Origin of the sequence: Bradyrhizobium sp. 159 (genome assembly GCF_023073795.1) — a bacterium.
Classification (GTDB): domain Bacteria; phylum Pseudomonadota; class Alphaproteobacteria; order Rhizobiales; family Xanthobacteraceae; genus Bradyrhizobium.
This window is the reverse complement of record NZ_JADPKE010000081.1, coordinates 147504-160824: the sequence shown is the minus strand read 5'-3', so window position 1 is coordinate 160824 and position 13321 is coordinate 147504. Positions and strand designations below refer to the sequence as shown.

General features: G+C 58.8%; 9 protein-coding genes. All 9 read right to left on the bottom strand.

Annotation, left to right across the window (positions count from 1 at the left end):
- Window positions 1-275: 275 nt before the first annotated feature.
- Window positions 276-1571 (bottom strand): C4-dicarboxylate transporter DctA, encoded by a 1296-nt coding sequence (gene dctA / locus IVA96_RS22285; protein WP_247278019.1) that lies wholly within the window; start codon window positions 1569-1571, stop codon window positions 276-278.
- A 540-nt stretch (window positions 1572-2111) separates the two neighbouring features.
- The gene (locus IVA96_RS22280; protein ID WP_247278020.1) at window positions 2112-3326 is read right to left on the bottom strand and encodes a TlpA disulfide reductase family protein; all 1215 of its coding nucleotides are present in this window, start codon (window positions 3324-3326) and stop codon (window positions 2112-2114) included.
- Window positions 3327-3543: 217 nt separating this feature from the next.
- A complete protein-coding gene (locus IVA96_RS22275; protein ID WP_346015451.1) occupies window positions 3544-4839 on the bottom strand; it encodes an MFS transporter in 1296 nt (431 codons plus the stop codon).
- 2034 nt (window positions 4840-6873) lie between these two features.
- Window positions 6874-7023 (bottom strand): hypothetical protein, encoded by a 150-nt coding sequence (locus tag IVA96_RS22270; RefSeq protein WP_247419243.1) that lies wholly within the window; start codon window positions 7021-7023, stop codon window positions 6874-6876.
- A gap of 797 nt (window positions 7024-7820) precedes the next feature.
- Window positions 7821-8822 (bottom strand): nitrilase-related carbon-nitrogen hydrolase, encoded by a 1002-nt coding sequence (locus tag IVA96_RS22265; RefSeq protein ID WP_247419241.1) that lies wholly within the window; start codon window positions 8820-8822, stop codon window positions 7821-7823.
- A 10-nt stretch (window positions 8823-8832) separates the two neighbouring features.
- A complete protein-coding gene (locus IVA96_RS22260; RefSeq protein ID WP_256465488.1) occupies window positions 8833-9309 on the bottom strand; it encodes an SDR family oxidoreductase in 477 nt (158 codons plus the stop codon).
- Window positions 9310-9535: 226 nt separating this feature from the next.
- Window positions 9536-9874, bottom strand: a complete 339-nt coding sequence (locus tag IVA96_RS22255; protein WP_247419236.1) for a hypothetical protein — start codon at window positions 9872-9874, stop codon at window positions 9536-9538.
- 607 nt (window positions 9875-10481) lie between these two features.
- Entirely contained in the window at window positions 10482-10901 is a 420-nt protein-coding gene (locus tag IVA96_RS22250; RefSeq protein WP_247278024.1) for a CopG family transcriptional regulator, read from the bottom strand.
- A 12-nt stretch (window positions 10902-10913) separates the two neighbouring features.
- Window positions 10914-12893, bottom strand: a complete 1980-nt coding sequence (locus IVA96_RS22245; protein WP_247419233.1) for a conjugal transfer protein TraG — start codon at window positions 12891-12893, stop codon at window positions 10914-10916.
- Window positions 12894-13321: the final 428 nt, after the last annotated feature.

Below are 13321 nucleotides of genomic sequence, written 5' to 3'. Positions count from 1 at the left end.
GCGAGAAATCGAACCACTGTCGCTGCCGCGCGTAGGCACGAATGAGCTCCCGCTTTTGGAGGACGCTCAAACCCGGGATAATGAACCACATCAGCCGGCGGGCTGCCGCAGGTACCAATGGCGACGCTGGTCTGGTGCACCACCGTGAGCGTAATGACCCTGCACCATTCCCCCTGGAATCAGGCTGGCCCTGTACTGCACGACGATTGCCTCCCAGAATGTAGGCATTCAAAGAGTGATTTCTAGTCCGCAATGGCCGAGCTGAGATCGCAGATCTACTTGAGCTGCGCGTGTAGCGAGACATGGTCGAGTTCACCTTCCCACCACGACACAAACACCGCGGCAATACCGTTTCCGATGATGTTGGTAAGCGCGCGCACCTCGCTCATGAACTTGTCGATCGAGAATACGATCGCAATGCCCGGGACGAGGTCAGGACTGACCACGGTCAATGTTGCGGCCAGTGTGACGAACCCGGCACCGGTAACACCACTTGCGCCCTTCGAGGTGAGCATCGCCACAACCAGTATCGTGAGCTGCTGGCCGAAGTCGAGATCGACCCCGAGCGCCTGCGCGATGAACAAGGTCGCCAACGTCATGTAAATGTTCGTCCCATCCAAATTGAAAGAGTATCCTGTCGGCACCACCAGGCCAACGACCGGCTTGGAACAGCCCAGCCGTTCGAGTTTTTCCATCAACTGCGGCAGCGCGCTTTCGGACGACGACGTTCCGAGGACGATCAGCAGCTCATCCTTGATGTAAACGATGAACTTTAGAATAGAAAAACCGACCAAGTGCGCAACCAGACCAAGCACAATGATCACGAAGAGCCCGGCTGTCACGTAGAACAGCGCAACCAAGCCGATGAGTTTACCGAGCGCGGACGGTCCGAATTCGCCGATAGTGTAGGCCATGGCGCCGAACGCCCCGATTGGCGCTGCCTTCATTACGATCCTAATGACACCAAACACCGCGTGTGCAGCATCGTCGACCAGACTGCGCATCCGCTCACCCCGCTCGCCAAGCGCCATCAGCGAGAACCCGAATAGGATGGCAAACAACAGCACCTGTAGCACGTCGCCTCGGGCCAGAGCGCCAACCACGCTATCCGGAATAATATTAAGGAGGAAATCGACCGCCTTCTGCCCTTCCGCTCTTTTGACGTAGTTGGCTACCGCCGCGGCATCAGCCCTGGGAGCCAGCCCATGGCCGGCCTGAACGAGATTGCCCATCACGAGACCCAGGATCAGCGCGAAGGTTGAAACGATCTCGAAGTAAAGCAGCGCCTTGACGCCGACTCGCCCGACCTTTCGTGCATCCTGAACATGCGCAATTCCGGACACAACAGTGCAGAAGATGATCGGCGCGATCACCATTTTGATCAGCTTGATGAATCCGTCACCAAGCGCTTTGACCCAGCTGTTCGTCCCCACAGCAGGCCACAACCAGCCAACGAGAACGCCAATCAGGATCGCGATGAGTACCTGGACATAAAGAACATTGTACCAGGGGCCAGATGGCTGGAACAGGGCGGCGGCTTTGACAGAGCGGCGCTGGCGGTGATTGTGCATCACGCTCGACCCGGCGCCGTGGTACCAAAGAGGGGTGACAATGAAGGCACGGCTTCGCTCAGTGTTACCTTAGCGCGGCGCGCACAGGGCACTGACCGCTTTAAACGACCCCGTCCGTTGCCAGGGTTTGCCGCCTCTCCCGAATGGGCTTGTGGCCAACGCGAAACGAAGTGCTGAATCCCTTCTGAAACCAGCGATAAAAACTTGAGAAAGCTTCCTTGAGAGTTGGAATGCATCAACGTCACCACCCATTTCAATCTTTTTTGGTTGTTCGAAGATGCCACCAGCATCTTATAAGACGCCACCTTTAGCAGCCCGCGACCACTCTTCACCTGGACAGGCATTCTCGCCGCTATCGCACCGGATCGCGACGTACGTTGAAGAAACATTCACCGTAAAGAAGTTGTGGTGGTGCGGCTCGCCTGCGTTCACCCCTCAATCATCCTATCCTCACCTCAGGTGAATGCCCCGACATCCCCAAAGGCATCGACGTCGATCGCAAAACCACAAGGGCCGAGAAGACATGGCCAGCAGCATTGCTCACGCTGCCTCCCTTGGCGATCCCGGTTGCGGCTTTTCGGGAGCTGTGTTTTGCGGTGTCGAACAACACTCCTCGTAACAGAGCTTCTCACTCCTGTAGCTCGCCAAGGCCTGGAGTGAGCACTGCACGAGATCCCGTTTCGCTACATCCGAGGCAGGCACTGCATCCAGCCATTTCAGCGCCACCTCGACCAATTCGATCGCGCGATCCCTGTTACCGGTCTCGTAATAGTACCGAGCGACCGCCCCGTACGAGAGAAACTTCGCGCCCTCGCTGCCTTGGGGCGGATTCGCCGCCAGGATGTGTTCGGAGAGATCCTTGCCCATGGCAAAGCGCTCGGCATGTGGGAAACCGGAGTAGTCTTTCGCGGGGTCGAAGAGTTGGCGGATGGCCACGCTCATCCAAACCACGGATTTCTTGTCGATCGCATCGCGAACCAATTGGCGCAATACCGCCAGGCCGGCCCGCATGTCGCGTATCTTGTGAAGCAACAATTCCGCATGAAGCCCACGAAAGGTGAGATCGTCCGGCATCGCAGCGAGTGCCTCCTCAATCCCTGAAAGGGCTGCCGCCCAATCCTTACTGTTCATGGCGGCTTCAAGCCTGGCAAAGATCGGCTCCACCAGCGCTCGCTTCTGCGATAGTTCGCGCTTTCTGCGTCGACCCTTGGTTATCCTCTCCGCATCCAGGGCTTGGGCTTCGTCGCTCACTGCCCAGGAGCCGTTCAGAACTTTGGGCAACGCGTTATCGAATTGCGTCGGATGGCCGATAAAGGCGAAGCGGCCGTCACGATCGATCACGAATGACGAAGGAATCCCGACAGAAAAGCTGGGATCCATCCAAAGCTTGTTCATTTCGCCGGCGTAGTCGAATGCGATCGCGAAGTTCAGATTCGGCAAGCTCTTCGTCAACCAAGCGTCCAAGCTGGCTCGCGCTTCATCTGCCGTCGAAGCTTGTTCGTGAGCCGCGATGCCCACCACCTCAACTCCGCTGCTCCTGTATTTGCTTTGCAGGATCACCAAATTCTGCATCGAGGCGATACATGGTCCGCACCACGTCGCCCAAAACTCGATGATGTATACTTTCCCAGGTTCGAACGTTGTAACGGGCTGGCCACGTAGCCAGTCCTCAACTTTGATGGAGGGAGCCGGCGAACCGACTCTCAGCACATTCTCCGCACCGACTTGACTTGCGCTCTCAGTCACACTGGTCATTGCTCAAATTCGCTTTACCTGGCTCTGCGGAAAACAACAGCAAGTCGCATGCCAGCCAGCGCTCATTGATATTACGCATTTTTCGTATCTTTCCTGTCGACCTTGCGACGCATGTCGCATATCCGACCAGCTGTTTGGAGCTTCTCAGGCAATCAGTCGGCCGGACGTTCTTGACGCGCCTGTAGACCGACGAGGCGGGTCAGGCAGAGGGCCGACTTCACCACTCCACATCTTGATCGGTTTTCAGGATAACCATTTCGGCGATCGGGATAATGACGTGAACTGACCTGCTTTGGCCCGTCGACTTGCGCTTGACGGCGATCTCAGATTTCCAAATCAACTCTTTGAGCCGAGGGGCGATGAACCAGACCAGGGCGACCAGCTGCAGCACAACATTCATACTGAAGGCCGTCTGATACGCGATAGAGGGGTAGTGTCCGTCCTTTACCGGCCATTGCGCGAGAATTAACCCCGTCCCGTACTGGACGAGGAAAGCCCACCCGAAATGCAGAACGTTGAGCACGCCGTTCGCGCGCGCGATCAGTTGGGCCGGAAAGTAATCTCCGATGATCGCGTAGCTGAGCACGATTGCTGATCCGACCACCGCCACAATGATCCACGACGGTAGCGACGGAAATGGCGGATGCAATATCAGCGCGAGTTCGGCTGCAATGAACACAGCAGCTATGATTGCGAGCAACGTTTCAATGTTCTTGCCATGCCGACGCAGCGAATCGGCGACCACGCCGAGCAGCAATGCGCCAATGCTTAGGGCTATCGCCATGACGAGCAATTGTGTGACAAGGCTTGTTCGATCCAACCCTTCCACATCGTTCAGCCAGGACGCTGCCCACAAGGACTGCAGGGCCCACGCGGACCCGATACATGTTGAAGAAATCGGCGCAATTCTCCAGAACCGCCCATCCGTATAGACGGTCTTCAGGCTGATCGTCCCTGGAGGGCTCTTCGCAGTTGCCTCATGCTCTGGAACCAAAAAATAGATCGAAGCGGCCGCGGAGGCACTGGATGCGGCAAGCAGCTCAAATAGACCGCGCCAGCCTATCCAGTTAAGCAATGCCTCGGCTGGTGCGGTTGCCGTTACCGCGCCCAGTGCACCCAGCATGATCATACAGCCGTTGATGAGCGCCACGCGCTCTCTCGGAAACCAGAGCACGACTGTTTTCAGGCCAGACATGAGGGAAGCTGCGGTGCCAAATGCTATCATCGCGCGAGCAACCAGAAGCGCCAGAAATCCACTCGATAATCCGAAAAGCGCAGCGCCTGCGGCAGCCAGCAGCAAGAGCGCACTCTGGACTCGGCGCGGACCGAAGCGATCCAAGAGCATGCCCATCGGAATCTGGCTGCCGGTAACGACCAGAAAGTAGATCGAGCCCAACAGCCCCAAATCGGCCGTACCAAGCTCCAATTCAGAGGCGAGGCGGCCACAAATGAGCGTGTTGATCATCCGAAACAGGTAGGAAAGATAATATCCCGCGGCAAAGGGAAGGAACACGCAAGAGATGATCCGCCAGGTCCAACCCCGGTTGACCGGTTTCTCGCCTGATATCAGCCCAGCGGCATCGCTGCGCGTGTTGCTCGGAACGCGGCCACTGGCTTTAGCACAAGGCGTTGGCAGCTGTCGAAAGTTGATATTGCTGCCGCCCTCCTCGGCGACAGCACACGCTTCTGAGTTTTCACCTACGACGGCCACACAGTGGGGTTCTTCTTCAGCTGGCGCTCGTCGAACGGCGCGTGACGCTACGCCTCCCATTTCAGACCCGGATCGGCTGGAATTTCCCGAGCGATCAATTGCCTCCTGCAGCAAGGGGCGGCCAAACCGTACGCGACGATCGACCTGCTCGGCAAACGCCTTGAAGCGCTCGAGCCCGAGTACGCACGCCTCGTCCTGCTTGGATGGCGGCATCGGCGGCGTCAGCGTGAGGTGGTATCGCACATGGAGAGCCACTATTTCCGCGATCATCGCGATGTCCGTCCGCAGACTGAGCACCTGCTCATTCGTTCGCTCGATCGCCTCGAAAACAAGGCCCTCTATAGGCGGCGGCGGATCCAGGAAGCGCTCAAGAGCCGCCTCGATGGCGACGCTCTTGCCCATACCAGGGCGGTCAGTCGCGGCTTGGAGTCGCTGAAAAATGCACTCAGAAAGTTGAATCGTTATCTTTCTGGTCTGCTGAGCTTCGCTTGGACTCGGCTGCGCGTCTACCTCAGCTTCATTCCGACTTGAGGTCGGTTCTCCCCGGCGCTCGCCGCTAATCTGCATACTCCAGCTTCCTTCTCTCTGCGACTGCACACCGCCCGCGCTTGCACGCGCGTGGTTTGTATGTTCGGTCGAAACGGATGAATCGCGCTGCGATGACGCACGACAAAAGCGTCGAGACCGCATGCCGCTTCAACCGCGGGGACATTCTGGTCGCAGTCTGGCGTACCGAAAGAAAGAAACGGCGGACTCTCAAAGACCAGCGCCAGACGTGTCGTAGCCTCTTGTCCCTCTAGGCAGTCAGGTCGCCGACAGACGAGCGATTTCGCGGACGGTGCGTGCACCCTTACTTGAAATCGAAAAAGTCACCGATCCAAAAAAGAGGCGCAGGCGCAATCTAGACGGCGCCCTCGCGCCCCCGACGTCGCGAACGACCCCCGCGGACGCACCGGCGTTGTTCGCTAAGGGGGTGATGCGCCTCATAAGAAGCGCACCAGCTCATGCGCGCGACCAAAATACACCTGCGCCTCACCGATTTCCGGCATGCATCACCAGCGTGCGATAGGACTTACAACCGTTCGCGTGCCGCGCGTCCAGCCCGGCTCACGGCCGTTGAAACGTATCTGCTGGCCCGGTGCGACCACTCACTTCTCGGGGGCCTTAGGGGAATGGTCGGCCGCACTGGCAGGCGGCTGAATCGCGTAGCGGGTCCCCCTCGCTATGGCGGCAGACGTAGCGCTCGTTGCGCCCGTCCTCGCCAGCCAGGAGATCCATCGGTCCCTCCGCACGCCGGGCATTGCTTCCGGATCTGATGGAGGACTGCCATGTGAATTGTCCCTGCCGACAGCGAGCTTACTCGCGCCAGATCGGCTGTTACAGGCACCTCGCAGCACATTCCGCGCAAGGCCACTGCTCGCCCGCCTTGACGTCCGAGCCGCCGATGTACTTAAGTGCATCCTGGTAGCGTTGAGTTGGGGCACACCATGGATGTTGAGTGCTACAGGAGCTTTGCATAACGGGCCCGCGATCTGGCCGGTAAGGCCGACCCGTTCACGCGAAAGCGGCTTCTGGTGCTGGCCGCGAAATACGGCCAAGCTCGGCAAGCCTTCGTCGGCCAGGCGCAATCTTCAACGCACGCTACCGCTGCCCCGCACCGTGCCAGCCGTGAGCGCCATCTCCGATGCCGGCGAGGCTTGACGAAGACCGCCGGCAGCGGCAGCAAACATCACCGCTCCAGGGCGCTGGATTTCCAGGGACGGTACACGAACTACATCGGGAAAGGATGCGCACCCAAGCCGGAGTGAGCACCCGGATCTCACCAGTCGATCGCCCTCACCGCACTTCGGAAGCACTGCGGCCGCCGAGCAGCTTGCCGGTGGAGGCATTCACGAAGTGGACCGAGGAGCATGCCAGACAAACGACCGGCAGATGAGTGTCGGGACCGATCTGCTCCAGTGCCGCCAGCAGGTGCTGCACGTTCATGCCCGTGCGTGGGCACCTGAAAAGTACTGTTTGCTCCATCCGGCCAGCATAGGCCTGGATACTGCGCCCTGAAACTGCGGTTGTTTACTGAGAGCGTGCCGGCGCCTCCTGGAGCACCGTGCGGCGGCAGTTACGAATCTTCATCGCGTCTGGAGGCTGGGTCGAGGACACCATTTTGCGTATTCTTTGGCCCAGCGCTCAAGCCGCGCGGCTGGCTCCGGATCGTTGAGCGCAAGAGTGGGCACCTTCTCGGCAAGTAATCTGGTTTTATCGTCCTCCATGGAATTCCTACCCCGAATGGGGCTCGTGTTGCGCAGAATGCTGGATGCCCTTGCATACAACTCACCGTAGCTTGACTCCGCGTTCACCTTCAGCCGCCAGCTTCCCCGGCGAGGATTGCCTGGACCTGATCTCCCCCGCCGTTGGACGCCACTCGGAAAGACCTGCCGTGACGAGCCGTCTCGAGCTGACGATGTGGCCTTTTGCGATATGAGCGGATCCTCATTGAGGCAACATCCAGATCTCGAGGCGGGGCGCTGCAAGGATGGGCGATGCGGCGGTCAGCGTAACAGTTCGAACACCTGAAGCGTACTTGCCGCTGCAGCGACGAGGTGCGCTGTAGGCTGAAGGCCTCGGCGAGGCTCCGCAGCTGGGCATTTCTCCAATAGAGAATCGGTCTGGATCATGCGAGCGGCCCGCATGGCCCTGCTGCAAACTAGTTCCTTCTACCTGTATCTCCGGCCGTTCGGGTCGAAGCGGGATGCACCAATCTCCTCCGGCCCTGGCGGGCAGGACCATTAACTCTCAAGCGGCGTCAGAGCGCGGGCCTCGCGGTGAAGGCCGGTAGTCGCCACGCTCCTGGGGGGAATAATCCGTTCATGGACGTGCGAAGAAGGTGTCCGGTCGATCAGGAGGCTGATCAGTTCAGGGCGACTGTAGTGACCGCTTGCATCCATCACTCTCTTGCGCCCGTCGATTTCGATGAAGTCGAGATCTGCAATCACATCTCCTTCACCTTCCTTCAGGGGCTCGCCTATCAATTGACCATCGGGGGCAACGATAGCGGTGAAGCAACCGCCCGAAATCGGAGCGATAGCAGCGCCCGTGTCGTTGGCAATTTGGGCTTGTTGGTCGGCGTTGAGCCATGCGGTTGCGCTGACGACGAAGCAGGCCGACTCAAGGGCATGCTGCCGGGTGCTCACTTCCGTTTGCTGGGAGAAGAGGGGGCCGAAGATCGAACCGGGGTACATCGCGGAGTGGATCTGCTCGCCATCGGCAATCAAGGCGTATCTGGCCAGCGGGAGATAATGTTCCCAGCACACAAGCTGGCCGATCCGGCCAACCGCGCTGTCTACGGCGCGAAGGCCGGCACCGTCGCCCTGGCCCCAGACCATCCGCTCATGATAAGTAGGGGTGATCTTGCGGCGACGCTGGATCAGCGTGCCGTCCGCATCGAACAGGAGTTGAGTGTTGTAGATTGATCCTCCGTCCCGCTCATTGGCGCCGACGGAAACGACCATTTGGGCGTCCTTGGCGGCATCGCCGATCGCATGCGTCTCCGCAGAGGGTACCGTAAGGGATTGCTCAAGCAGCCTCTGATGCTCCTTGGCAAGCGTGAAGGGCGGCTGGACGAACGAGAAATACGGGTAGTAGGGAATGATGGTCTCGGGGAACGTGGCGAAACGCACCCCCTTCTTGCCCAATTCGCGAATCTTTTTGGTGATCTTCTCGACTGTCCCCTCTCGGCTGTACAACATGGGGCTGATCTGTACGGCGGCTGCCTTGACGATGTTTCTCATTCTCTTCTTCTCATTGTGAGTATTCGAGCGCTGCACTGGACTGGTGTAGAGGACGACAGATGACTGTCACGGGAGGCTCTTCGAGCACATCGGCAGGGCTTGTTGGATTCAGGGCTGTGTGCGTCTGCCATCGACAGGCACGTCGATGCCGGTGGTGTAGGCGTCGCAGAAAGCGAGGAAGCTCACGCGCCGCGATCTTGCGTGGCTTGCCGAAGTGTTTCGCGGCTATCTGCTCGAGCAGGACCGTTCCGCGGTCTTGCACGCTGGCCTCGGAAATGCCGATCTTCCTAAACAGCGGGCTTTCGATGACGCCCGAGCTCTCGGCGTTTACCTGAACGCTTCGGCGGATCAGTTGGTCGCCAAGCGCTCGCGTCAAGTTGCACAGTGCGGCCTTGGATGCGGATACGGCCGATGTTCCCGCAATTCCGACCTGATCGGACAAAGAAGCCGTGAAGCCGATCGCGTTTAGGTTGCGCACGAGAGGCAACGCGCTGTGGACGTTGAAATAGGGCTAGGGAAATTGACGCTTAAGACGTCAAAGCTCTGCTGCGTTGTTTCCGCGAGCGAGCCGGGTTTCGCGATTTCGGCATTGGCATCGAAACGGGCTATAATAGTTTCGCGCATTCCTTCGAAGCGGGATAGCCAGCGCGAAAAGCGGCAATCGCCAAGCCTCCCTGTCCAGATAGCTGCACAATGCCCTGCAGGACTTTGGCTCATGACGCGTTTTCCGCATCGCTTGGCTTATGCGTTGAGGGATAAGGCTTTCTACCTACTGTGTCGGTAGTCGCGTCGGCTACTGCCGTAGTCGAATCATGCGCCATCATGTAGTACGTGGCGAAGTGGCCGCTCTTGCTGGCGATCTTACCATTCTTGCGAGTGAGGTTGCCCTTCTCACGTTTGGTAATCAGCTTCATCTTGCACCGCTTGGCGATCAGGGGCATCGGGACAAGCTTCCATCCCGTGGCCTTGCGCAACTCTGCTTGTGTAACGCCGTCTTGTCGTGAGGCGAGAGAGCGGATCAGATTGGATTTGGTGTGAGGATGCTTGGCCATCGTCGCCATCCGGGGGAATTGGGCCTCATTCAAACGGCTCCAAGCCAATAGGCTTCTCGTGGCGCAGCTGTCCCTTCCATCGAAAGGGGACGATTTAGTTCCGTTCCTTTGGAATTGTGGAAACATGTTGCAGACGATCTCAGGCGTTGCCCGATCGCAATCTGACGTAAACGGATAACGTCGCACCAGTTTGCTGAAGTGTGCGGCAGTGCAAGTTCTCGCATTTTTCGACAGGATGTTCGCATAGTAAGACCTTACAACGTGGATTGCTAACACAGAGGACCTGCGATGCAATTCGCTAAAACTGGTAGGCCAACTATTCAGAAGACCTTGAAACTCTGGAAGGCTTCCGCTTGCTCAAGCAAGCAGCGTTACTCCAGTGAGCGGCTGCTCGATGGAGACCGGACAAGTCTCAACTCGCTTCAGATTTCAGCATTCATGTCATGCGGCCTGCTACCCTCAGATATCTGCCGTCGGTACCGATCTAACGCGCTCGCTCCGTTCGATTTGGCTCTATCGTTGTTTGCGGCCGAAATGTACTCGGCGCGAGCACCCTCGCAAATTCCCTTGTAGTCCTGCATCGCCCGCCCGCTCGTCGGTTGTTGAATTACTCTGGAATTGCGGGGTTCGAATCGAAGCTCACCTCTTTCAGAACGGTTGATCCGCTGGAAAGCCTTCGGCCAAGCGCTTCAACGAATCGATCATAACGTTCGGCGCCTTTGGCGCGAGCGGCTGGACTGGATTGTTCTGGTAATGCCGGCACCGATGTCAACCAGAAGCGAATGAACAGGGCGAGCGTCTCGAGCGTGATGTTGCCATTGCGTTCGAGACGCTCGAGCAGCCGTGCGGTCCGATCCAGCCGCTTGGCAATAGCCGCCTCGCGTCGGTCGGAATCGTCAGGCGAAAGAAATGACGTGATCGCGGCCTCTGCGACCAGCGACTTGGGTTGGCCACGACGCTCCGCGAAGACATCAAGGGTTCTGAATGTCTCCGGATCAAGGTAGACACTGAGCTGAATCTTTTTCACCGATTTGCCAACTCAGAGGTCCATGCCATCGTCAGGGTCGAGGCTGGTCGCGCGCGCTAATCCCTGCATTGCGCGGCTAAGCGCTTGCGCCTGGACAGCATCTGCGTCGGGCTCATCGGGACCAGCATCGAACTCATGTTCCGCGAGCGGTGCCTTGATTTCGATCTCCTCGTGCTGCGGCAATTCTGGCTCGCGCCGCAGCCCTCCATTCGGATCGCCACGCTTTCGCTGCCGAGGCGCAAGCAGTTCGGTCGAGGGCGCAGGGGTTGGGTTCCCTGACCAGCCTTCATCTGGGCGCGAGGACAAGAGAATTGTTCCTGTTTCAGCGGGCTTGACGATTCGCTTCTGAAATTGCGGGTCCTCATAGTAACGAACCTTAGTGGCACGCAGCGGATGGAGGCCCGACACCATCACAATCGCCTCTTTCGATGAGAGCTGCATGACTTCGCCGGGCGTCAGGAGCGGACGGGACGTCTCTTGGCGGCTCACCATCAAGTGTCCAAGCCAGGGACTTAAGCGATGCCCGGCATAGTTTTTCATGGCGCGCAGTTCGGTTGCGGTCCCCAGCGCATCCGAGACGCGCTTAGCGGTGCGCTCGTCATTTGTGGAGAAGGCGATCCGGATGTGACAATTGTCGAGAATCGCGTGGTTCGGCCCATAGGCGCGTTCTAACTGATTCAAGCTCTGAGTGATCAGGAAACTGCGAATGCCATAGCCCGCCATGAAGGCAAGCTGGCTCTCGAAAAAATCGAGGCGGCCAAGGGCTGCAAACTCATCGAGCATCAGGAGGAGCTTTTGACGGCGCCGGTCGGGATCCAGGCTCTCGGTCAGGCGCCGTCCGATCTGGTTGAGGATGAGCCGCATCAGGGGTTTTGTGCGGACGATGTCGGATGGCGGCACGACGAGATAGAGTGAAACGGGCTGCTGTCTGTCGACGAGATCGCGAATGCGCCAATCGCTCCGCGCGGTGACCTTAGCGACGACCGGATCGCGATAAAGGCCCAAGAAGCTCATTGTGGTCGACAGCACGCCCGACCGCTCGTTTTCGCTCTTGTTGAGCAGCTCTCGCGCAGCTGAAGCGACGACGGGATGAACGCGATCACCAAGATGGGGAGTCGCAAGCATCGCATTCAGCGTGGCCTCGATCGGGCGGCACGGGTCCGAAAGGAATCTGGCAACCCCGGCAAGTGTCTTGTCAGCTTCAGCGTAGAGGACATGCAGGATAGCGCCGACGAGCAGAGAATGGCTGGTTTTTTCCCAATGATTGCGTCGCTCGAGCGCCCCTTCGGGATCGACCAGGATATCCGCGACATTTTGCGCGTCTCGTACTTCGCAATCACCACGGCGAATCTCAAGAAGGGGATTGTAGGCCGCGCTTGCTGCGTTGGTCGGGTCGAACAAGAGTACATCTCCAAGGTGCGCGCGCCACCCCGAGGTCAACTGGAAATTCTCGCCCTTGATATCGTGGACGATCACCGAACGCGGCCAGGTCAAAAGCGTCGGAACCACAAGGCCGACTCCCTTGCCCGAACGGGTAGGCGCAAAGCAGAGCACGTGCTCAGGCCCATCATGGCGAAGATATCGACCATGGAAACGCCCGAGCACAAGGCCATCGTTGCCTAGCAACCCCGCCCGTTTGACTTCGCGCGTATCGGCCCAACGCGCTGATCCGTAAGTCGTGACATCGCGAGCCTCATGCGCGCGCAAGACCGAAAGCACCATTGCTGCGGCGACTGCCGCGATCCCACCGCTCCCGGCAATGGCGCCCCCCTGGAGGAATATCGTGGGCGCGTAAGCGTCGAATTCAAACCACCAGATGAAGAAGGCAAACGGCTGGTAGACGGGCCAGGTGCCTAATCTGAACCAGGCCGGTCCAAGCTGCGGCTGGAACGCAAGCTGACAAGCAGTCCATTCGGTCGCGGCCCACACGAAGGTGAACGCGATTAGGCAAACCAGGATCACCTGATGCCAGATGATTTTTGTCGCAGACATGGCTTGCCGATATCGACACGATCGACCTGTTGGCTACAATCAGAGGCTTATGCTTCTCGTAGTCGCGCGCGCCCTGGCGAACGGATCGGCGGGTCAGATTGGCAAGCCGCGTTTGGGCCCAAAAAGATCCCTCGCGTGGAACAGGCCGCCTCAAAGCACCGTCCCAAGCAGCTTCGCGTGATAGGCGCTTGGATGATGAGACAATCAACTCGTACCGTGCTGCCGCTCTAGGCGAACCGGCCGGCCTTCGCGAAGCGAGGCTCCGGGTTATAGATGTCCGGAAGGCTAGCTCGCGTCTGGCCTAAGCTCTCCGTAAGTGCGCGCGATCAAGCGAGGTGCGGCGTGCCACAACGCGTTATCGATGAGGCGGGCGTCCCGGATTAAATCGGCGGGAGGCGGGGTCGCGGAGTACAAGAATCATGCGGGAG

Coding starts and splice junctions, on each gene's coding strand:
- IVA96_RS22245 (WP_247419233.1), bottom strand. CDS start 12,893: ATGTCTGCGACAAAAATCATCTGGCATCAGGTGATCCTGGTTTGCCTA.
- IVA96_RS22255 (WP_247419236.1), bottom strand. CDS start 9,874: ATGGCCAAGCATCCTCACACCAAATCCAATCTGATCCGCTCTCTCGCC.
- IVA96_RS22265 (WP_247419241.1), bottom strand. CDS start 8,822: ATGAGAAACATCGTCAAGGCAGCCGCCGTACAGATCAGCCCCATGTTG.
- IVA96_RS22270 (WP_247419243.1), bottom strand. CDS start 7,023: ATGAACGTGCAGCACCTGCTGGCGGCACTGGAGCAGATCGGTCCCGAC.
- dctA (WP_247278019.1), bottom strand. CDS start 1,571: ATGCACAATCACCGCCAGCGCCGCTCTGTCAAAGCCGCCGCCCTGTTC.
- IVA96_RS22280 (WP_247278020.1), bottom strand. CDS start 3,326: ATGACCAGTGTGACTGAGAGCGCAAGTCAAGTCGGTGCGGAGAATGTG.